At 53.9% G+C, this 22,405-nt stretch carries 14 protein-coding genes; 4 read left to right on the top strand and 10 right to left on the bottom strand.

The genetic code is table 11. The features are described from left to right. Nucleotides 1–82 precede the first annotated feature (82 nt). The 6 genes from FVQ81_03975 to FVQ81_03950 form a co-directional block, all read right to left on the bottom strand. Nucleotides 83–1,492 (bottom strand): amidohydrolase family protein, encoded by a 1,410-nt coding sequence (locus tag FVQ81_03975; protein MBW7995730.1) that lies wholly within the window; start codon nt 1,490–1,492, stop codon nt 83–85. Between the two features lie 155 nt (nt 1,493–1,647). Beyond that, the gene (locus FVQ81_03970; protein ID MBW7995729.1) at nt 1,648–2,565 is read right to left on the bottom strand and encodes a hypothetical protein; all 918 of its coding nucleotides are present in this window, start codon (nt 2,563–2,565) and stop codon (nt 1,648–1,650) included. Between the two features lie 109 nt (nt 2,566–2,674). After that, the gene (locus tag FVQ81_03965; GenBank protein MBW7995728.1) at nt 2,675–4,669 is read right to left on the bottom strand and encodes a hypothetical protein; all 1,995 of its coding nucleotides are present in this window, start codon (nt 4,667–4,669) and stop codon (nt 2,675–2,677) included. A gap of 68 nt (nt 4,670–4,737) precedes the next feature. Continuing rightward, nucleotides 4,738–5,604, bottom strand: coding sequence for a hypothetical protein (locus FVQ81_03960; protein ID MBW7995727.1), 867 nt, complete (start codon nt 5,602–5,604; stop codon nt 4,738–4,740). Nucleotides 5,605–5,665: 61 nt separating this feature from the next. Then, nucleotides 5,666–6,625, bottom strand: coding sequence for a hypothetical protein (locus tag FVQ81_03955; protein ID MBW7995726.1), 960 nt, complete (start codon nt 6,623–6,625; stop codon nt 5,666–5,668). Then, a complete protein-coding gene (locus FVQ81_03950; protein MBW7995725.1) occupies nt 6,600–7,751 on the bottom strand; it encodes a hypothetical protein in 1,152 nt (383 codons plus the stop codon). The genes FVQ81_03955 and FVQ81_03950 overlap by 26 nt, the downstream gene beginning before the upstream one ends. 786 nt (nt 7,752–8,537) lie before the next feature. Here FVQ81_03950 and FVQ81_03945 point away from each other — a divergent pair. Both FVQ81_03945 and FVQ81_03940 read left to right on the top strand, forming a co-directional pair. Then, on the top strand, nt 8,538–10,592 hold the full coding sequence (locus FVQ81_03945) for a DUF2264 domain-containing protein (protein MBW7995724.1): 2,055 nt from the start codon (nt 8,538–8,540) through the stop codon (nt 10,590–10,592). Nucleotides 10,593–10,640: 48 nt separating this feature from the next. Next, nucleotides 10,641–12,833, top strand: coding sequence for a DUF4962 domain-containing protein (locus FVQ81_03940; protein ID MBW7995723.1), 2,193 nt, complete (start codon nt 10,641–10,643; stop codon nt 12,831–12,833). Between the two features lie 391 nt (nt 12,834–13,224). Here FVQ81_03940 and FVQ81_03935 read toward each other — a convergent pair whose 3' ends face one another. From FVQ81_03935 to FVQ81_03925, 3 genes are all read right to left on the bottom strand, one after another. Further along, complete coding sequence (locus FVQ81_03935) at nt 13,225–14,007, bottom strand: hypothetical protein (protein ID MBW7995722.1); 783 nt, start codon at nt 14,005–14,007, stop codon at nt 13,225–13,227. Next, nucleotides 14,008–15,645 carry a hypothetical protein gene (locus FVQ81_03930; GenBank protein ID MBW7995721.1) on the bottom strand — a complete coding sequence of 546 codons (1,638 nt, stop codon included), beginning with the start codon at nt 15,643–15,645 and terminating at the stop codon, nt 14,008–14,010. Nucleotides 15,646–16,384: 739 nt separating this feature from the next. Beyond that, nucleotides 16,385–17,476, bottom strand: coding sequence for a glycoside hydrolase family 105 protein (locus tag FVQ81_03925; GenBank protein MBW7995720.1), 1,092 nt, complete (start codon nt 17,474–17,476; stop codon nt 16,385–16,387). Nucleotides 17,477–18,264: 788 nt separating this feature from the next. On the opposite strand from FVQ81_03925, the gene FVQ81_03920 reads away from it, so the two are divergent. Next, nucleotides 18,265–19,692 (top strand): hypothetical protein, encoded by a 1,428-nt coding sequence (locus FVQ81_03920; GenBank protein ID MBW7995719.1) that lies wholly within the window; start codon nt 18,265–18,267, stop codon nt 19,690–19,692. A gap of 281 nt (nt 19,693–19,973) precedes the next feature. Continuing rightward, nucleotides 19,974–21,194 (top strand): hypothetical protein, encoded by a 1,221-nt coding sequence (locus tag FVQ81_03915; protein ID MBW7995718.1) that lies wholly within the window; start codon nt 19,974–19,976, stop codon nt 21,192–21,194. A gap of 34 nt (nt 21,195–21,228) precedes the next feature. Here the strand turns inward: FVQ81_03915 and FVQ81_03910 are convergent, their stop codons facing one another. Continuing rightward, entirely contained in the window at nt 21,229–22,374 is a 1,146-nt protein-coding gene (locus FVQ81_03910) for an NTP transferase domain-containing protein (protein MBW7995717.1), read from the bottom strand. Between the last annotated feature and the right edge of the window lie 31 nt (nt 22,375–22,405).

Raw genomic sequence — 22,405 nt, 5'->3', positions numbered from 1 at the left:
AGTTTTCCCAATGGTAGTTCTTTCAAGACAATTCTACTAGGCCGTAGCGCTCGTTCACCACCTTTGGGAGCACCACCAAGTATCAGTTGAAATCTTTTCCGAACTTTTCCTTCAGTTTAAAGAAACGGATCGCGTTGTTCCGGAATATGCCGCGGGCTACTTCCCGGGCCAGTTCCATGCTCATCCGTCCGGCGGAAACCCTTTCCGCAAGTACCTGCGCCACCACGTCCCGCCCGTATTCCAGTGAACCTACAGCATCTTCCACTGTGTAACAGTCTCCACCCCAGAAGAACTTGGTGTACGGAACGCAGTCAAGCCATTGGTGGAGGGCACTGACAGCTGTTTCGCGCGAAATCACAGGTAACCAGCAGAGGTCCACGTAAACGTTCGGATAGGACTTGGCTAAGGCGCCGATTTCCTGATACCAGGGAAAGCCGCCGTGAAAGAGGCTGAATTTCACTTGTGGAAAAGCCTGGAATACATCGAGCAGCTTCATCGGTCTGCCGTTTTCCAGGCTGCGGCTGTTGCCGGCAAGATATCCCGTGTGTATCTGGAGCGGTAGGTCGTATTCGGCACACTTGCCCACGCACCAGAAAAACATATAGTCTTCCAACCGTTTTCTTTGCCCGGGAGTGAGAGTCTCGGGAGGACGGGCAAACAGCCGATAGGCTTCTTCTTTTGATACATTCCGGTAGTCGATGCTTCTGTGGTAGGCATTGGCGGTCTTGGCGCAGAGAGCGCCACGCTCCACAAACTTCGCAAACCAGCGGTCGGCAAAGGCCAGGTAATCATCGAGGTCGCGAATTTCAAAGTCTTCTCGCCGGGCTTGGTAGAAGGGATTACTCATCGTATCAGCGTCAGCTCGCTCCAGTTCGGCACGATGGGCGATTGATACCATGTACATGTCAATTCGCATAACCAGTGCATGGCTCTCGAAATCAGTGCGGACCTTAAACTGGTCCCACCACTGGTCGTTTAGCATCAGCTCGATAGGTGCTTTTTCTAAAGCTTCACGGTACCAGCTTTCGGGATTATTGTAGTTATGGGCCAGTTGTGCTGATAGTTTTTCGATATTATCCCTGGTGAAATAAGGTTCATCCATATCGTACAGAATTCGGAAACTTTGCACCAGATGTCCATAAACACTGGTGTTCCGGCAGCGGTCGAGAAAAACGCCGTAAGTCTTCCAGAGGCTGTCCAGGTCTCCCCTTTCGATCATATCGGCGTCCAGGCCGGGTGACCCAGCAGAGACAAGGTCCGTCCCGAGGCCCGTCGTGCTCAAAATGGTGTAGAAATTGACTTCCCCTCCACGCAGGATCGAGCTTAGCTTTTGGTGCTGGTGGGTGTCGATAACTTTTATCGAATCAATGTAGCTTTTGAGGGAATTGTATATTGCAGCATCGACACTGGTCTGCTGCTGACCACAGCCGGCAAGAAATATCAGAGGCAGAATGAGACCGGAAAAATGGCAGACCAGGCGTATGGCTTTCATCGATCTCTTCTCCTGGACAGGGTTTATCAGTGCAAGGGTCTCTTTACGGATAAATGAAGTATTTTATTTAGTAACAAGTGTATACAGAAATCAGTTGCATTAACTTCAATTTACACCTTGATTTTCCACGAAAACCATCCCACTCATTCCATAGGTCAGGATTTCCAGGGACGCTCCCGCTGGAGATCACGGGTTAAAATCTCGCTTGCCACCTCAACATCTTCGCTCACCTGAAAGTCGAACATCCCCACGTTGAGAAAATCAGCCCCCATCCTGTAAGCAAGCTCGAAACCCTCCCTCGGTTTGATTAAACCAGCTCCCAGAACTTTGAATGCTATCCAGGGCTTATCTGCTGTTTTCATAAAAGCGGCGACCTCTTCGGGAGACTCCGACCAGTAATCCACATTGTTAATGGTCTTGAAATAGAAATCGAACTCCAGTCCTTCCTTCTCCAGGGTCTTTGGCACGTTGAGAGTATGAGACCCCACGCCAGCGATTAAACCGTTAGCTTTTGCCAGGGAAAGTATTTCAGCGATATAATCGATACGGCCTTCCCTGACAAAAGTATCTCCGTTGGCGCCCTGGACAAAAAAGCCTGACGCTCCATTGTCCACCGCCATTTTCACACATTCCAACTGGCCAATCTGATCAAAACTCTGGGCGATCCACTGGATCTTCCCTCCTCTTTCCTTGCGATACCTGTTCAGCACGTCGATGCTATGGTCCCAGCAGAGCATGATCGCAGTGTTGACACCGTTACTCTCACATATTTCCAATGTATCCATAATCTTTTCGGGATTGAAATAGTGCTTCATCAGCGAAGATACATATGTCAGCTTGCGGCTGTGCGCGAAACCGTCAAAAAGGTTGCCTCCGCAAATAAGCCTGCTGATTTCCACTTTGCCGATCTTGCCCCTTTTGAGTCCTCCATGCTCCTGACCAACTCCTTTCGGAGACGGCTTTTCATTCATATTGGCCAACAGGATTTTCTCTTCCAGACTCAACCCGGCGGCGGCGGAAGATATTCTAAAAGCTTTGCTCATAAAATTGCGGCGATTCATCGGCTCTGCCATCTGGCGATCCCCTCAAGATAGTGACTTGATTAATATTCATTAAATCTTATATCCTTAGTCTGGGAGCACGCGCAGCAAAACGATTGATGCCTTTCATTCTTTTAAACCCCTAATGCAAAAAGTCTTTCAGTGACTTGGCGATAACTGTCTTTTCCAGACCGTTCTTTGCCAATAATATCTGGAGAGCCAGAGGAATTTCTCCATAAATGCCAACCCTGTCGCCCATCAACTGGACCACTTCGGGGATATCCGTAAATCTCAGTATATTCAGATAACAGGGTCCCTGACGGTGTGAGGCCGGAGGTGAACAGAGAATAGCCTTTCCCACTGTTCTGTCCAGTAGCGCCGCGTACAGGCCGTTAATTCCGCTTTCACCCTTGCCGGTAACTGTGATTCCGGCCGGGTCGACTTCCGGCAAGCTCTTCAGGAATTCCACCGAGCGGAGGACCTCGTAGAGCTGCATGGATTCGATCGTGGTGCCGGCCACCATGGCTTGGCGCTTCATGTGGTGCAACGGGTCATCGTCCCTGAAACTCCTCAGGTTTTCTTCCAGGGCGCGGCTGCCCCGGTCAAGGGTTTCGACAATCAGCACCGCGCGCTCACCCCAGCGGCTACCCTCCAGAAGCTGTTCATTTCCCCAAACCGGAATCCCCCTGCGGTGATCGATAACCAGTACTGCGGGCAGCCGGGTTTCCGGTTTCGAACCTTCGGGAATAGAATAAACGCCCCGGACACGAAGGTCCTCAAAGGAATTAAAACTAACTTTTCTGACAATCCGGCCTTGAACAATTTTCTCTTCGCCCCAGTCAGGTTCGAATGGAGCCTCTTCAGCCGGGAAAAAACGGAACACCTCACTGCGCAAATGTTCGGTCAACTCCCTGAGCCTGTTTTCCCTGGCTGGCCCGGAAGGCGCTTCAAGGGAAAATGAATACGCCGGAACCAGCTCCTCGTCGATCCTGGAAAGCCGATCTTCGAGCGGAAAGCCTTCACGCCAGCAGGCCAGTTTATCAGATGGCAGTGTATCAATCGCGCCTTCATGTGTAAAAGAGGTGTCTATCCCCAGAAGCTCTTTCAGGAAGAAGGAATAAACCGGTAGCCGGATCACTTCCGTATCCGCGTGTCTGCCTGGAACTACCGCGGTGCGCAAGGAGTTCTCGGCGTTATACAGCCGGTAGATTTCCTGCATCTTGCCGGTCATCTCATATAGTGCGTCCGTGGGAAAGCCCCGTTCGGAATCGGCATTGCAAATGAGCTGAGGCCGGGGAGCGGTCAAGGCCCCTATCTCGGAGTAGAGCAGCCCGTAACTGTTTATCTGGTACTGGCAGTCGCAATGAGCCGAGGAGAGCTGCTTCCTGATCCAGCCTACCGTGGAAACGGCTCCTGACACTGGCGCGGCAGCCTTGATCCTGTCATCGATAGCCGACAGGTAGAAAGTGGTCATTCCACCTCCGGAGCGCCCGGTGGCCCCTATACGGCTGCTGTCAAGATCTTCTCTGGTACACAAATAGTCCAGCACTCGGCGTGCATTAAATAGTTCAACGGCCAATGGTGAAAATCCCCGACTGTACCAGTGAAACCAGGCGTGGGAGTAGACCCCGTGGTGGGTGATTTCGGTTTCTCCCATTTCGATATTGTCCATCATTAATACAGCGATCCCCCTGGCGGCGAACCAGGCGCCGTGGTGCTTGTACCGGCTTTTGTTTGCGTGGCCGCATTGATAGAGTATGACGGGAAAGGGCTTACTGCCATTGCGCGGCAGGTAAAGGTTGGCAGTAGCGTAGAGGTTGGGGGATGTTTCCAGGACAATGCACTCGAGCGTGTAATCCGGTCTCTCCACCATCCGGGTTATCCTGGCGAGTGGCGGACTGTCGGGCCAGCGGCGGTCGTGCCATAGCATCCTGTAAAGCGCCTCTCTGGTCCGCACTTTACGCGCCTCCCATTGATCGATATTTCCCACCCGGCTGAAAAGAGTGTCGAAACGGGCGGTTATCACGCGCTCAAAATGAGATTGAAGGGCCGTGAAATTATCGTTCTGAGCCAGAAGCTGAGAAACGGCGCCAAGTAAACACAGGCCGAGAATAGTGCAAATATGCAAATTCCTCATGGTTTAGTCCTTTACTAAACTATGAAAACTGAACTGGTAGCGAATACATTATTTCTCATTAACTTAAGTCATTGCAGTTGGGTTTTTAGCGGTCCCACGTATTCCGTGCTGATCACCAGATCATCCAGCCAGTAGGTGCAGTCACGCTCGCAGTAATGGACATAAAGGCCGGCGATCAACATGTTCAGCTTGAGATTCTCGGTGTCCCGCCAGCGGAGTCCCTCCACGCGCATGACCTCTTTCCCGTCGACCCAGAGCGCCTGCTCGCCGTCTTTTTTCCCAGGCTCGTTGCATTTCACCATCATCTCGAAACAGTACCAGCGGTCCCGCTCGATTGTGAAAGGTTTTTCAGGGTAAAAATGGTTGCCCCAGTAATAACCGCTGGGCGACTGTTTCATGTCCGGCCAGTAGGTATAAAAGCGTATCTGTCCCGGCGGAGACACTCCCTCCACGCGGTAAGGCTCTACATTGGCGATAAAGCGGTCCGTGCCATCGGGTTTCCGGCCCGCTCCCCCCAGTACGGAGCGGGGATCATCCTGCCGGCAGGCCCAGACCTGGAACCAGTGCATGTTCTTGCCCTGGTCGAAATCATCGGCGAACTTAGCATACCAGCGGATATGGACTGTCTCATAGCCAGGCAGGAACCAGGTCCGCAGCCAGGCGTCGGACTGCTTGAAGGCGTGGCCTTTGAGTATCTCTTCTTCACCCTCGAAGGCAAGAGCGGTTAAGCGATAGGATTTTTGGCCAGAATGAACGTGTTCCGGCCTGGTCTCGAAGTCGCCCCGCGCCGGGTCCTCTTTATACCTTTCCCAGCGGTCTCCCAGCGTGCCGGATTCAAAATCCTCGCTGAAAACAACCTCGCCGTATGCATTGGGCATTAACAGGGTGATAAGCGCCGCAGCGGTTAATTGAAGAATTATTTTCACGGATTTCATCAAATGTTCCTTTCACAATAAATGAAAGCCTCTCCTTGACCCGGCCAGACCGGCCTGCGGTTTATTTATCCATCGGCCCCACGTATTCCGTGCTGATCACCAGATCATCCATCCAGTAGGTAAGATCGTGTTCGGCCCTGCCCCTGTAATTACCGAACATAACCATATTCAACCTGAGTGCATCGATGTCCCGCCAGCGCATTTCTCGCACACGCAAAATCTCCTTCCCATCGATCCAGAGCGCCTGCTCACCGTCCTTTTTGCCCGGCTCGTTGCATTTTATCATCATCTCGAAACAGTACCACCGGCCCCGCTCGATGAAAAAAGGTTGATCCGGGAAAAAGTAGTTTCCCCAGTATCTGCCGTCAGAGGATTGCAACATGTCAGGCCAGTAAGTATAAAAAACGATCTGCCCGGGGGAATCCACACCGTCAACGGGTCTCGGCTCTACATTGGCGATAAATCGATCAGTACCATCGGGTCTGCGGCCCGCCCCGCCCAGAACGGATCTTGCATTATCCGGCCGGCTGCCCCAGAACTGGCACCAGTGCATTCCTCCCTCTTTTATATCTTCGGCAAACTTAGCATACCATCGAATATAAACTACATCATAACCGGGCAGGAACCAGGTCCGAATCCAACTGTCGGACTCATTGTATTGCATGCCCCTGATTATCCTTCCTTCTCCCGTACTGGCAGGCGCGCTGATCCGATAGGACCTTTTTCCCGAATTTACATTGATAGAGCGCGTCTCGAAATCACTTAGCGCAGGGTCATCTTTATACTTCTCCCAGCGGTCTCCCAGCGTGCCGGACTCGAAATCCTCGCTGAAAACAATCTCGCCGCGGGCGGGTAAACAGAATAGCCCGGCAGCCAGAAGCACCAATAAGAAAGGAAGAACTTTTGTGGTGGGCATGGCGTATGTTCCCCTGGTTAAAACTCGTTTGGTTGCAGACATACCAACGGCTGAAGGGCGGGCTTCAATTACGGCCCCACTAGTCATGGCTTTCTGTGTGCTCAATGCAGCATCCCATGGCTGTGCGCGCAACACAGAGCCGGTACCGGATATCCTCCATCAGGCTCGGCCGCCGGAAGCGGGTGGGGATATTGGTGGTGTAAATCCGGATAGAGTTAGCGTCGATGGTGATCAACTCCTCGCGCCAGTCGCCAAGCACATCGGCGATGCCGACCGGCTCACCCTGGTAGGTTGCCAGCACCTCGCGGCTGTCTCGGCGGATTATTTTGCCACTGGCGGCGAGCTCCCGCTGGTCTCTTCCGTCCCAGAATAGTGAAAGAGCGTCCTGTGCCTGACAGTCAACACTAGTGCTATTGAGGATCTCCGGGAGCATGTCGGGCCAGGCCGTGCGTGAGCTCGGTTTGCCGGTTGCCGGGTCGAGCACAACTATTCGTTCGAGGCTATTAGTGGGCCGGTGGCTTCCGGCGACGCCTTCCACATCTTTGACAATCACCTCGTCTCTTCCGTCGCCATCAATGTCCCAGACCACTATCAGTGCATCCCGTCCCCCGCCCCCGGGCCCAGTGTCCAGACAGCTGCTCCAGAGCATTTCGCCCTCCAGGGTGTACGCTTCCAATTCGAGCGTAAAATTCTCCCGACGGGCTGCCTCCCGAGTATTTCCGCGTTCCGGGGGAGCGCCGCTGTTTCCGCTGGAGACCCTGCTTCCCTCGGTCCGGCAGATGATGAACTCGAAAAGACCGTCCCCGTTCAGGTCCCCCACGGCGAGCTTTGAGAACGAGGAGCCGTCCCGGATGGGAATCACCAGGCAGGTATCGCCGGTTTTCGAGGTTTTAATATCCATATTCCAGCTGGTCCCTGTGGGTGTCGTGACATAGTAATAATAAGTCTTTCCAGTGATTCTGGTACTGTCAATGAAATTGGTGCCGTCACCCTGCCTGAAGATGCCAGCCATGGTGTATGGTCCGGTCTTGTAATCCGAGCGCTTGACCTCATATTTCGCCATCTCGCCATCGGACTCTTTATAGCGCCAACTAAAGAAGACCCTGCCGCCATCAAGTGTAAAAGCGGCTACTCTTCTGCTGCCGGGGGGTGTTTTGAATTCGCCGGAAACCGGAGATGAAAGGGTTAACAGGCAAAGGATAAACAGGCCGAACAGGACCAAAACGCGCATGATCAGACCTCCGGAGTGGGACGTGAATACATTAAAATGTTGTTAGAGGCAACCGCCCGGAGCTTCCTTCCCTCCCCCCAAACAAGCAATTATCAGAGGAATCCTGTTCAGGACTCAAAGTTGGCCATGGAAGGCAGGCCATCCGAATGGGCATTATAGCTTAAAGCATGTAGGAAAAATAAAATACCGGAAATTTGAAACAGGCTTGAAGTCAGATATATTAATATGTTCATAATGCACCAATAATTATATGCTGTCAAGATAATCAGGCTAATATGAATATGATTTGCTTCCCGAAAGCAGCAACGGAATACTCTTTTCGTAATCACCGGCGCCGAATGCCTCGATCGCCTCATTGAAATGCCTGGCGCTCAGTTTCTCCAGGTCCGTACGGGCTATCCTTTCCTGAGCGTTTACTGAACCTGTCAGCAGGATAAAAATAGCGGTGCGAAGCAAGAGTTTCTCTCCAATAGGTGCATTTGCAACAAAAGGGGCCGCACCTCGTAACGGGATACGGCCCAATCTTGAGAACAAACTGAAGATATCCGGCTACTTGGTTTTATCGTTATAGTCGATCTGCTGCTTGATCCTGGTGAGCCGTGCCTGCAACATGGTGATATTGTGTAAACGGCGGTTGAAAAGTGCAGCATTAGGCGGAGATAAAACGGCGTTCTAAAAGTGCAGCACCCTGAGAGTTCTAATAAGCCGTTTGACTGGCTCATTCCAAGTCCATATCTTTTTGCAGGTGATTCTTCAAATTGTTACGAATTACAACCGGGGGACCCGATGCTGACTCTACTGGATCGCTGTCCGCTGCAAGAACCGAAATTGGTTTGCCTGGCGTTGTTGATCGCATCCTGCTTCTACTGTGATCAAATCTTGCTGAGCGCGGAAGCAGGAGACAGAAACCGGCCGCAGGCACAGTTGCAAGCAGGAGATGATTTCGAGCTCAGTCCCTATACGGGTTATACCAGAGAGCACTGGCTGGAAATTTGCGAGAAACTGATAGCCGGGGTACTGCCGTATTTCGACGAAAAAACCGGGATGCCCACGCTGACAGGGACAGCGGGGGAAACCGGCCATTTCCGGCGAGAGAGGCATTTCGTCGGCGGCCAGAAAGAGACGTTCGAGCGAAGCCTGATGCTGGTCGCCTGCTATTCGGCAGCCACGGGAAACGACAGAGTACCCGGGTATGACGGCTCGATAACAGAGCCCTACCTGACAGGAATTATCCGGGGGACGGATCCCCACGACCCGGCTTACTGGGGAGAACGGGAAATTTACGACGCTTTCGGCACCAATATCGCCCTGGCCGTATTGCTTAGCCCCAAGTTCTTCTGGGACCCGCTGACCGACGGGCAGAAAAATAACCTGCTGGAGTTCCTTCGCGTACTGGCCCATACCGTGGCCTATGATTGCAATCACTGGTATTTCCACCTGATCGCGGTGCCGTTGCTCGATGCCAACGGCGTAACGTCCAACCGCGAATACCTGACCATGATATTCGACAGGATGCTGAACTGGTACCGCGGTGACGGGTGGTTTATCGACGGGGGCAACTTCACATTCGACTACTACAACTTGTGGGGTTTCCAACTTTACAACAATGCCCTCTGCTATTTCGACGGAAACTGGAACGAGCGGTTCGGCAAGCGGGTGGCCCACACCACCGCCCGGTTCCTGGAGAGTTTCAAGTATCTCTACGGGCGTGACGGCGGGCCGATCCCGTTCGGACGCTCGCTTTCCTACCGCTTCGCCAGCATCTCCGCGCTGGGCTGGGCCGTGCTCAACGGCACCAGTACACTGCCGCCCGGCCAGGCGCGGCGGATAGCCTCAGGCTGCCTGAAATATTTCTGGGACAACGACTGCCTGAGCGAAAACGGTCTGCTGGAACCAGGATTCCATGGCCCGAACAGCGTGGTGGCCGAAAGCTATATTGACCGTGGATCGCCCTACTGGGCAGCGCAGGGAATGATCTGCCTGGCAGTGCCTGCCGATCACCCGTTCTGGACCGAAGAGGAAGAGCCGATGCCGGCCGACGGCGCAGGGGGAAGACTGGAATTGCCCGGCGCAGAGATGGTGCTGAAAGTCAGTCCGGTGGACGGTGAAGCGAAAGCTTACGTGCTGGGTGAACCGGTGGGACACCGGGGCCAGTGGCAGCGAGGAATCAAGTACTTCCAGCATTCCTACTCCAGCTATCTCGGCTGGTGCGCGCTGGGCGAGGGAGGGCCGGACCTGGGCGCCGGCAGGACCGGTGTTTCCCACGACAACAAGCAGTGGTTTTTCCGCACCAACCCCGAGGCGGTATCGGTGGACTCCCATCACTCGGTCAGTCGTTACGATTTCTTCCTCGACACCCCGGAAAACGAACTTGAGGATTTCGGCCAGGTGATCACCCATACTCTGATCGGGGAGGACGGAGAGCTGCACATTTTCTGGCACAACAGCGGCCGACCGCTTTTTCTGTGGCTGGGGGGCTACGGAATCAGCGTGCCCGACGGAGAGCAACCGCAGGTCACTCACACAAAGGAAGCTATCTCGATAAGCGCCGGGCGCTACAACTCGTTGATCAAGATCCTGGACGGCCCGCCAGGGATACTGGCCAGCGATTTTCTCACTCCACGCGACGGGTGGAGCCACGCCCACCTGTTCGACGGCAATGGAGCGTACCCCTATTGGAAAAGCGCTGCACCAATCAAATCAAACACCGTCGTTGCGGCCTATGTTGCCGGCAGCCGTGACCGCCGGGCAGTTGTTCCGAGTATAGTCATCAAGCAGGACACCGGGGCTTTGAGGATCGAATTCGAAGGGATGGAATATACGGTTCCGCTGCCATGGTGACGGTCGGGAAGGGCTGTCTCGTTTCGGTTCCTTACTGGTAGGAGGTCAATGATGATTGCCAGCGCTCAAACCCGTGTACTGGTTTTTATCCTTTCACTGTCGCTGATCAACGTGGCCTGGACCGCAGACCACCCCCGTCTGTATTTCTCTCTCTCCGAGGTTGAGAACCTTCGCCAGCAGGCACGTTCTGACAAGGCGATCCAGTTCCAACGTCTGCAGGACTGGGCAGACCGGCACCTGTCGGAGCAGCCGCCGGCAGAAATCGGCCTGGAGGAGCGCCACCACGAATCGTGTTTCTCGGCAATCACAAATTTCGGTTTGCTGTATAATCTCACAGGTGAGAAGCGCTATCTTGATGCTGGATTGCTTTGGCTCTCTGCTCTGATTGCAACGGAAACCGGTGGGCCAGGGGAGTTTATCCACGGTACTTTCGCCGCCGGTCTGGCTCACGGTTACGACCTGTTTTACAACTCGATGGAAAGAGAGTTCAGGGAGCAGCTGAAGCGGAAACTGATCTCTGTGCTGGAAAAGACGAAGCAGGGGGCGAAGGACTCCTGGTGGGCGGGAATATACACTCACCACGATTTCTGGATCCCGGTGGCGTTCATGGGCGTGGCTGCGATCGTCCTGCTGGATGAGTATGAAAACGCAGCGGATATCCTGCAGTTGGCCCAAAGCGAAATCCAGCAGGCGATGGGATTACTGGGAGAGGAAGGTTACTGGCCGGAGGGCGTAGCGGACTGGGTCTACGGGATGGCGCCGGCATTCATGTTTTTCGAGGCACTGAGACGCAACGGCGGGAAAGACTTTTTCAACGAACCCTGGATGAAAAATACCGCCGCTGCCCGCATCCAGCACTGGCTGCCGGATGACAGTTACATGTACATCGGTGACAGCTTCCCCTCGGGACGCTACGGTGTACTGGGTTCGGTCAGCGCCCACCTGAGTATGCTGCTGGCCTCCCGCAACCTCGATCAACACGCCCAATGGCTGGCATTTCGAGAGGCGCACGTGGACTCCACGGCCCCGCTGATTCATTCACTGGAAAACCCTTACTCTTATGGTACACGGGCCCCTGTTTACGACCGGGAACGGCATGGGCTGGCCTGGCAGTTCCTGTGGTTTGACAGCTCGGTGAAACCGCTGCCGCCCGACACCCTGCCCTGCGACAAGCTATACCCCAACTGGGATACCGCCGTTCTCAGGGCCGGTTGGAGCGACGACAGTCCGGTACTGGCTTTCTGCGGCGGCCACTTGTTGGGCCGTGAGGGAACCAGGGCGTGGAAAGACGGGATGAGTGCTTTACCGGGGGGGCTGGCCCACACCCATCAGAATGCAGGGGCGGTGTATCTGTGGGCTGACGGCAGGTTTCCGCTTCGTCCCCCGTCGTTCGGAGGTCGCGACGGTCGGTTCCATAGCACTGTGATGGTCAACGGGCACGGCCAGTTGTTCGATCCTCAATACACCGGAAGAGTAACAGCCTACGAGTCCGCAGGTGACTGGACAACGGTCACTATGGATTTAAAGGGCGCTTACCCGCCGGACGTGAAGCTCGGCGGATTCACCCGGACCATTATCTATCTCAAGCCCCGCACCCTGTTACTGGTTGACCGTCTGCGCGGAGGCGGCGACAACTACCTCAGGCGATACGAGTGGTTGCTGCACACCGATCCCGACTCCGCCCGCTGGACCTACCGTGATGACACGATCAAGGCGCTCGGTATCTCAGACGGCAGCCCGTGGCTGATCGGACGGGTGTTTCCCTCATACCGTTACTATTTCGAGACCCAGAGTCTGGACCGCCCGGATGGAACCCCTCTGAACCGCGCTATGTCGGTGACCATTATCGGCCGGATGCCCTCTCGGATCGAGATCGCGGCCATGCTGCACGTTCCCGCCGCCGACGAGGACATCGGCTGGCTGCACCGTACCACCTGCCTGCGCGGTAGCGGATCCACGACTCTGGTTGTCCCGGACGGACCCTATTTCGTGATTAGCAGCGGCCCCAAGGGTAAAGCTCCGCGTAGTGTGGTGTTCGCCTCGGCGGATACGGTGCGGGTCCCTGCGGGCCTGCCAGAGCGTGGGCTGGTGGTTGCAACGGGTTTGCAGCCCGAAACGGCTTTCAGGCTCGAAAACAGCGGCTCGCTTTCCGCGGGCTTCAGCCTGATCCCTAATCGGGGCGGCAAGCTGAAGTCCAGCCCGGCCGGAAATTTAATCCTGCGGGAACCGGCAGCTCACTGAGCGTGGATCGGTGATGCAGCTGTCCTCAACCTAACAGCCTGGCTGGCGTCATTTCCAGTTGACCATTGAATTCGGCTCGGGAACGGCCCGAGTGTAAGCGACACCTGGTTCACCATTATCCAGGCCGCGATTAACGGACCTGCCATCTGAAATGGAACCTATGTCAATGAGGAAACCTAAAAAAGGAATGGCGGAATCGACGAGACTAGTTTAAAACTTTTCTGCGGGAGATGCCGGAGGAGTTAATCAGGCGGATTCAGGTGGTGGCGGCTTAGAGCGTTTGAATCCTGATAAACTCTCTCTCTTAGCTATTGGGCTGAAGTTGTCCTACTTGTTCTGACGACGTACAGCTTGTTCTCTTCAAGGCATTTATTAAGGGCAAAAGTCCTGTTTACTCTTTGTCGCTCGGTGAGAGCTTTTTTGTGATGAAGCGTTTGATGTCCTCCTTGGCCAGCTCTTTCTCTTCAGCGGAGACTTCGGCGAAAAGTTTTCTGATTTTGTCTAGTTCGGTGTTCATCCTGGCATCCAACTCTTGTCTGAGTTTGGCCACTTCGCCTTCATACTCCTTTGTGAATAGAGTTCTCAGCCTCTCCTTTTCATCCGCGGACCATGACTCGATTTCTGCCGTTGCAGCCAAGCGCTTTTCAGATGTTTCGGAATCAAGTTCGGCCAGCCTGGTATTGCGAAGTTTTAAGATTTCCTCTTCGAGATCAGCGATAACACCGCGGAGCTCATCTTCCCGCGCCTTCGGGCCGGATATGTCAGATTCCATGCGCGTCCTGATATTCTCGGCCTCCTTGGTCAGTTTATTCCGAAGCTGTTCGGTTTTTTCACCGTATTCGTCCTCTAACTGCTTTTGCAGGCGTTCTTTTTCGTGCTCGATCCATGCGGAGACTTCCACCTTAGCCTCTTCCTTACGGGCTGCAACATCTGCATCAACCTCGGCTAGCTTTTGGTTCAACATGCGCTCAGTAATGGAATCAAGATTTTGCTCCACCGTTTCAGAAGCGACACTATCCGGAGCGGAGACCACTGATTCAGCACGCGGAACAACGGAGGGCTCGTAACCGAGGACCATCTTTCGGGACCTAAAGAGTGTTTGAAGCATTCCTATCACATAGAGAATTATATACACCAGAACCGCAATCAAGCCCACTCCGAGCAATATCTCCATTTAATCCTCCCCTCCGATACGCGTTTGGAGTTCGACCCACGTTTTTCTGTCTTCAATTTCTCGCTCGAATGCCACCAGATGAACAACGTATTTTCCGGCGGTTCTTCGCTTTATAGTCGAGAGGGCCACATCGATGCGGAGACCGCTTCTCGGCACTTCAATGTAGTCGATCGAGTTAGTTTCGCAAAGGTCTGTTTCGAACAGGACACCGTGCATCGAGATATCAATGGCATTAGCAGATTTATCGACCCCTTCCCGGTCGGTCCAGTGGACTACTATCGATCCCGGAGGGGTCTTCACGCGCAACGACAGCCGTTTTTCCGGCGCCAGGTTAATGGAGACGTCTCTGAAGGTTCCACCGATAAACTCCTCGACGTTCCCCAGTGCCGATTCAATGCGCCGGTCAATGTAGTTTAGAATCTCATCGTTGTCAAACTTGATATCAGTAACCGGGTGCTCACTCGATAAGTCGAGTTCAGGTCCTTCGCAGGACTCTTCGCCGGTTTTTTCCCGGAGATCGGGCGTGGGTTCGCGAACCGACCCTTCTTCGGATTCACTTGAAACCATACCAGGGGTTGAGCCGTTGCGCTCAATTTTCGACAGGCTAAGGGACTTGTGTCTGCGGTAAAGAATCAGTCCGAGGATGAAAACCAGCAGGGCGAACATTAATAACACAATGAACACAATGGCAAAGTTCCCGCTCGAATCAGGCAATGGAGCAGCCTGTGTCCTCTCCTTCTGTATCTCGGCTCTCTGCGCCGGAGTTCTTGTGGCGCCCGGATCAGCGGTCTGTTCGGTGGATGGAGCTTCGGCCACATCCTCGAGCGCGTCATTCGCTCGGTCACTGTAGTCTGCCGGCAGCGGCTTTTCGAGCAGGGTGCTGGCGGTTTGCTGTGTAGCTGTTAAAAGTTCCCGAAGAGCTTTTATCGGCGGTTCCGAGGTGGATAACGTATCAAGCGGCATGTAGACTGCATTGGTAAGGCCGGCCCATCTGCTCAAGAACTCAGATGTCCCCGAAATGTCCCAAATAACCAACTTCTTTCCTTTTTCACCGCCCAGTTGCGCAATTGTCTTTTCAATCAACGCCAGGTTCCTGGCGCTGTATTCGGCGCTCAAGCGACTGTAGAGTTCCGGTTCAGACAGCCCCGAAGCTTTCAGGTTACGGTACTGCGCATTCAGGTCTCCATACCGATCATCAGTAAGCACGCGGAGGCTCAGGAAACCCAGCTCCTTGTCCCAGACTTCAGGTTTACCGTCGGTGATGATAAGCACCATCTTCAGTGAATCATCCGCGCCCCTATCCAGAACGTACCGGAACGGGACTTCGAGATCCGTGGCCGGGCCGTTAGTTTCTATTTTGTTGAGGGTGTCGGACAGGGCGGAACGCTCTGCCTCTCCACGGATAACAACGCTCAAGTATTGATGGAGTTCATAGTCGAATCCATTCAGGGATATCCTAATCGGGGCTTCGAAGGTAAGAACGGCAGTGGACAACCAAATTCCGGACAACATTTTAGGATCATAGAGACTCATTGATCCGGACTGGTCGAACAGAATCACTATCTCCGGGGTCGCAGCGTACGACGATACCGAGAAAAACATCATCGCCGCCAGTAGATGACCGATTCTCTTACGCATCCGGTCCATCCTAAGCTCTATGCGTAATCTTAAAATCCCTATTGGAAAAACGAGAGAGATAATTTAGCCGGCTTCTTAAGTTTCAGCCGTAGTTTTTCTTCCTTTGGGCTTGAATAAAAAAGTACCGTATCATTTATTTAGTTTTTAAAATATTGATACTGCTTTGTCAATAATTTCTTTTATACCAGCCGTTTTAGACGATTTCGCTTCTCCGGAAGAGATTGCTTTTTTCTATTTTTTTAAGAGCGGGAATCCTGCAACACTCACTGCCTAAAGGGCACTTGCGATAATTGTCCCTTGCAAAATCATTTTAGTTCAACGGAATTGTATACCTCGCAAACCCTGTATGCTTTTCCGTATATTATATATTGTTGATAATTAATGGATTACAGGGTTTGAAGGTGGATATGAGATGTCCAATTCAGTGCCTCTCGAAGATGCGATGTGTGGTTCAGAATCCCATGCTTTTAACGAGGTTGTTCGGGACAGAATAGAATCACTTTATCACAGTCACTACGGGCGCACGGGGAAATATCTCGCCGATACGGTGCGCGAATTTTGCGATTGGTAGAAAAAAAAGTGACGTCCTGATCATTCCCGCCGGTGAGGAAGCCCGGCAAAAGTGCGTTATCAGGGGCGGCCAGTCGGTCCGGCTGATCCTGGCCGAGGATGTCTGAGGCGTGCCGGTACGTCTCTCGCAGGCTTAACATTAATCCAGGATATTAGCCGCTGGCACGGCTTAGCGGCCCTGAGAAACCTTAACCATCTCGCTGCCTGCCAGCAGAAACGCACCCACCGCATATTCGTGGGTGCTTTCCCGTTCCACCCGGGCCGGCCGGTCGCCCACCGGCTGCACCCGGCAGAGTTTGCCCTGGCTATCCACCGCGGCGGCCAGGCCCCGCCAGGCTCTTTGCACAACCGGCAGGTAGGTCTCGCGCTCCAGGATGCCGTTGTTGATGCCCCAGGCCATTGCATAGCAGAAAAACGCCGTTCCGCTGGATTCAGGCTCCGGGAACTGGGCCGGGTCGGCCAAGTTGGTCCGCCAGAGTCCGTCGTCGCCCTGGACCGCGGCAATCGAGGCGGCCATTCTCCGGAAAAGAACAACGTAGCGGCTGCGTTGCGGGTCGTCTGGTTCAAGATACTCCAGCACCCGCGGGATACCGGCAATCACCCAGCCGTTGCCCCTGGACCAGAGCACTTTGTGGCCAAGCGCGGTCCGGGTATCGAAAAAACTGCTGTCGCGGTAGAAAAGCCCTGCCTCGTCATCGAACAGGTAGTCCACTACGTCCCAATAAACCCGGTGGAGATAGTCGTAGTATTTCCGCTCACCAGTGGCCCGGCCCAGCATGGCGATAGCCGGCGGTCCCACATACAGGCAATCGCAGTAGTACCAGCGTTTTCGCGGGGACTCGTTCAGTGCCATGCGACCGTCCACGAAGGCGCGGATGTGGGCGATCATCTCCGGGTCCCGTTTCAGGAAATAGAGTTCCAGATAGGTTTGGCCGCAGGTTTTCCGGTTGGCCACGTCATACTCATCGCCCTCGCGCCAGCCGTGCTTGGCTGCCCAATCCATGGCCTGGCGCAGGATTGCCGGGTCGCCGGTAGTACGGTGGAGTGCCATCACCCCGGTGTACCAGGTGGCCCGAATCCAGTTGTGGTCGTCCGGCTGCCAGGGGTGAGCCATGGCGTAGGCGTTGGCCCGGTACATCAGCGAGACAATGCTGTCGCGGGAAAATACGCCGGAATTCTCGCCTTGCTCCGCGGCACAGATTCCATTGATGCCGGGCAGAATGAGAAAAACCATCAGCAGGGCAATTGCAGATTTTTTCAACCCAACCTCTTAACCGACATTCGCCATATCAAAGTTGATAGTGGTTATTTAAATCTGCTTTTTCGATTCTGGAGCCGAGGTTTCGCTTTTTCCGTCTCGAACCAAGAGTGTCTTTATTGACTTTCATGCTAAATTTATCGTTCTCACCTGAAGTATCAATGAGTTTCTGGGTCTGAGCGGAAAAAAAGAGACAATTCTCCCTCAGAGTTCAATCCACCAATGTTACTTTTAAATCATGAAATTCCAGCCTGAGACTGCTGTGTTAAAACCGACTTTTAAACCTTCACCCTCGCCGTTGAGCCATTCAGCGCCTCTTGAATACGTGGTTTTCCTTGTAATTTAACACCTTAGGTCGGTTTTGGGAAAACCACTTTCAGTCTCCAGATGGGGAATCCGGGATAAAACCAATCTCAGTCAGGCGAGGATTCGGTTCTGCTTATTGATGAAACATTTTCAAACACTCAGAGTATGGATTAATATAAGCCGTTATCCAGCGATTGCGGCAGGCGGTTATCCCGGCTGTTTATAACTGGCGGCTTCCCGGCTTTTCCTCAGCCTGCGGGTTTACCATCCTTGTTGGCTCTACCACTGGTCTTCTGGCGATAGATAAGGCCATTTCAGACTGGCTGCAAGCAGAAATAAATGAGTTGATCAAGCTGAGAGACGGACTGATTGGGTGGCTCGTGTAATCGCTTTAGGTTTTCAACAATCGATCTAAAGAGGTCGCCATGCAAAGCCGAAGTCTGCTCCACTTATCCGCTTCCATTTGCTTAAGCGCGATTATTTTTTTGGCTTGCCACGACCTTCCTTCGGAATCCACTGGCTCGCCGCCGGATGAAAAGTTCGACCCGCGCAACGTGAAGTGGGAGGAAACTTCCCTGCCGGCTGCCCTGATTGGGGACTGGTATGCCGATGGTAAACCCGAACTGTCCTTTGCGGGAGACACGATGTGGGTGCGGACTTTTCTCTTCTCGATCGCAACGGTGTCGCAATCCGACTCCATCTACCGAATCATCTACCATGTAGAATCAAGTTACAGGGCACTCTACCTCCGTAACCTGACCAGCACCCAGATACAGACAGCCTACACCGATAGTACCGCCTCTGACTTGCAGGGCGCAGCCGCTCTGAGTGTAAATTCCTTCTGGCTGACTTTGAACACTTATAACCACTGGGCGGCCAGGATCATGCCCGGCGAACTGGCCGGCAACTGGCATGTCGCCGACGGTGAACTGGAACTGGCCATATCGGCCGAAGAGGTCTCAATCGACGGCCTGGTCTGGAAAGTGGATTCGGTAACAACGAATCAAATCATCGACAGGCTGGTGCTCAATTCCAGCCAGAATTACCAGACTTTGTTCTACCGGGATTTCGACCGGTATACAATGGAAGTTCTTCTTGCCGCTGGTAAAAAAGACTTTCTGGCGGAGGAGGAAGCGCTGCAGGGAGACTGGAAAAAGCTCTCCAGGTGGTGGAACTTCGCCGAAAGCCTGCCACTGGAGGAGGGCATGCGCTGGAGCTACGAATACGAGCTGGACGAATCTTACATCCAGGCCAACTGGGATTCGATCCCGCCGGACAGCTCCTATTTAAAAAACAGCCTCAAGGGCAGGCTTGAAATCCAGGTGCTCAGCGCCGCCTGGGGAGAATATACCGGCCAGGCGACTGTGCAATCTACATTCTCGATCGATGAAGAACAAGGGAAGTACCTGCATTTCCACAAAGAGGGAACAACTGAACTGGTGACTGATTCCGCCTGGTCGAACACTTTCGTGTTGGCAAGGGCCGACCACGAAATCACCCTCGAAAACGATTCCCTCTGGTTTCAGACGGCAGGCGGCAAGGTCCTGTTCGCCTCGAACAAGCTCCAGCAGGGCCGCGAGGTCAATCTGCGGCCCTTTGTCTATCCCTTCGAATTCCCCCGGGACGGCTTCCCCAACGGCCCCAACGCAACCTTCAAGATAGCGTTTTCCGGTACGATGAGTGAAAACCCGGGGCTCGAGCGCAGTGGTGCCATCAGTCATTCGTATACGCTCGGTCTCGGTGAAACGATTACCGTGATGAAAGGTTTTGCCGTCTCAAAATATGCATTCTTCGAGATCGGCAAGGGCTTTTATAAAGTCATGTATTTCCACGGTGCATACGACGTGGGAATCTGGGCCGGCTGGTTAAGCCGCAATCCCTACAAGAACGAGGCTAAATTCAACTGCAACTGATCGGGCGGCTCGTGTAATCGCTTCAGGTTTTCAACAATCGATCTAAGGAGGTCACCATGCAAAGCCGAGGTCTGCTCCGCTTATCCGGTTCCATTTGCTTAAGCGCGATTATGTTCCTGGCTTGCCACGACCTTCCTTCGGAATCCACTGGCCCGACATCGGATGAAAAGTTCGACCCGCGCAACGTGAAGTGGGAGGAAACTTCCCTGCCGGCTGCCCTGATTGGGGACTGGTACACTGCTGGCGACTTGGAAGTCTCAGTAACCGAGGATTCAGTCCGAATGCACGGTATCAGGGCCGATTTCCATTCCATCGCCAGGGCCGAAAACTTCTTTAGATTGATATATAAATTGGGCGGCGCATTCCGGGCGGCCTATTTCAATAATCTGACGGATACCTCGGTGCAGGTCGCCTATACCGACAGTTCATCTTCTGACGCCCAGGCCGTGGAAACCAGTCCGGTATCAGGGAGCTGGCGTACCCTCACTTCGACCAACCCGTGGATACCGGCCTCGGCGATCTCCTCCCGTCTGTTCGGCAACTGGCATGTCGCCGACGGTAACCTGGAACTAGAGATAACCTTGAACAACGTGGAAATTGACGGGGACGTCTGGCTTCTGGATTCGGTCCAGACCAACCGGACCGCCAACAGACTTCTGCTCAGGAGCGGGATGAATTACAAGATTTTGTACTACCAGAAGCTGCAGCAGTATGCGATGGACGTGATACTCGTCGATGGCAAAGTCGATCTCCAGGACCGCTTCGGCAGATTGGAGGGCGAGTTCGAGACAGTCGCCAAGTGGTTGGACATTTTCGACAGCGGCGGGTTTAAGCCAGGAGCCAGATGGGATTACGATTTTTCGTACGACCAGATTTACGAAGTGGATTCCACCACCGCTTTGCCCCGGGTAACCGTAGACAGCACTTTGAGATTCAGCGGGCGGATGGAGGTCGAAGTTACCGCCAGCAGCATAGCAGCCGGCAGCGGAAGCCTGAGCCTGACCGTCACGTTCACCACGACCGAAGAGCGGGGACGATACCTCCACACCCTGTACACCGACCCCATTCAGGTTTTGACCGATACCACCTGGGCCGACAGCAGCCTGAACCGGGTTGAATCGAACCAATACGAGATTGTCCTGGAGAGCGATACCCTCTGGTACGATACCCCGGGCGGTAGAGCCTTTTTCGCCTCCACGAAGGTCAGTCCCGGCGTTTCCATACACGCCGAATTGTTTATGTTTATTGTCCCGCCCTGGACTGAATCCATCGAAAGGGATGACTACCTGGCATCCGTTAAATTCTCAGAAATAATTCGCTATGTTTATAGTGATGCCTTAAGCTCTAGTCACGGAGGCGACACCATGCTTAAGTTCACACCTTCCGTGGGATTCGATGTAATTTATTACGATTTCATGCACTATGCACGCGGTGGTGCGACACCGCAAAATATCAGAAACATTCTGGAGAGCCGGCTGGTTGGCTTTACTCCAGGGCAGTAGCGGGAGAAGTACCTGATTGGAAACTGCCTGAAATTCAGTGCGCCGGGCCCAGCCGCACCGCGTTGATAAACTCAGCATAATCTTTGGGCGTGTTAAGATTACGCAGCCGGCGTTCATTTTCGATCCTGATATATTTTACCCGGTGCGGAGCAAGGGCCTCGCGAACTTTTCTTCCCCCCGAGTCAATAAACAACCGGAATGGACCACAAAGCGATTTTCTGTAAAAGCCGAATAATGGTTCGTATTCAGCCTCACCCCATCGCGGGATAACTGCATCGTAGTCCCCGGCCTGGTTGTACATCATTCGGATCAACCTATAGTCGATGCCGGGAATATCGCAGGCCGCCACGAAATTCAACTGGCAGGCGGAGGCTTCGAGGCAACTCATGATACCCATCACCGGCCCTGCCCCGGGGAATTTATCCGGCACCGTCAGGGCGCCGTTAATACAGTGCTGCCCGGGCAGGCCGGAGCTTATCAATATCTGGCCGAACAATGGTTTGAGCTGATTGTAAACGTGTTCGATCAGCGGTTTTCCCCGGACCGGAAGCTGGCTTTTGTCTTTGCCCATCCGCCGGCTTTTTCCACCCGCCAGGATTATCCCTGCCGCCGGCAAGCGCAGATGCCACTGCCGGTCCAGCAGCGTTATGTCATCCAGATCGATATCAGGCCCGTTGCTGCCCGGATAAAGCAACCTGTCCACATGGCAGAGCGCTTTTTTCAGGGAAGGTTTGATATTGCCCGGCTCCCCGGCTGGCATGGTGGCCAAAAATACTCCCGGCTCCACCACCTGCCGCAGGCTGCTGGACTCACAGATGATGCTCGCCTCCGGGTCGATCATTTTTCTGAGCGCCTCATAGCACTGTGCCAGATATCCCACCCGGGTGCGCAGCCAGAATACCCGGTCAGCACCCGCGGCGAGCATCCTGCCGGTATCCTTGGCAGTGTCGGCGCCAGCTGCTTGCTCGACTATGCTGAAATTGCCCTCGAACTCCGCGCACAGACTGCACCCGGACTGGCCGTGAGGGCACTGTTCCGCGGTATGTTTTACCGTGGTGACCTTGAGGCCGGTTATCTTGCCGCCGGGTGTGTACTTTTCTATCAGCCTGCAGGCGAGCAGGGTTTTGCCGGAGTTTCTGCCGGCCGAGCCGATCATCAGCATTTCGGGTTGATAGATCATCGGTACTCCTGATGGTCAACGCTACCGGTAA

This window comes from Candidatus Glassbacteria bacterium, from assembly GCA_019456185.1.
Taxonomy (GTDB): domain Bacteria; phylum Gemmatimonadota; class Glassbacteria; order GWA2-58-10; family GWA2-58-10; genus JAJRTS01.
Note: the sequence above shows the minus strand (reverse complement) of the source record. Positions and strands in the feature narration are given on the sequence as shown.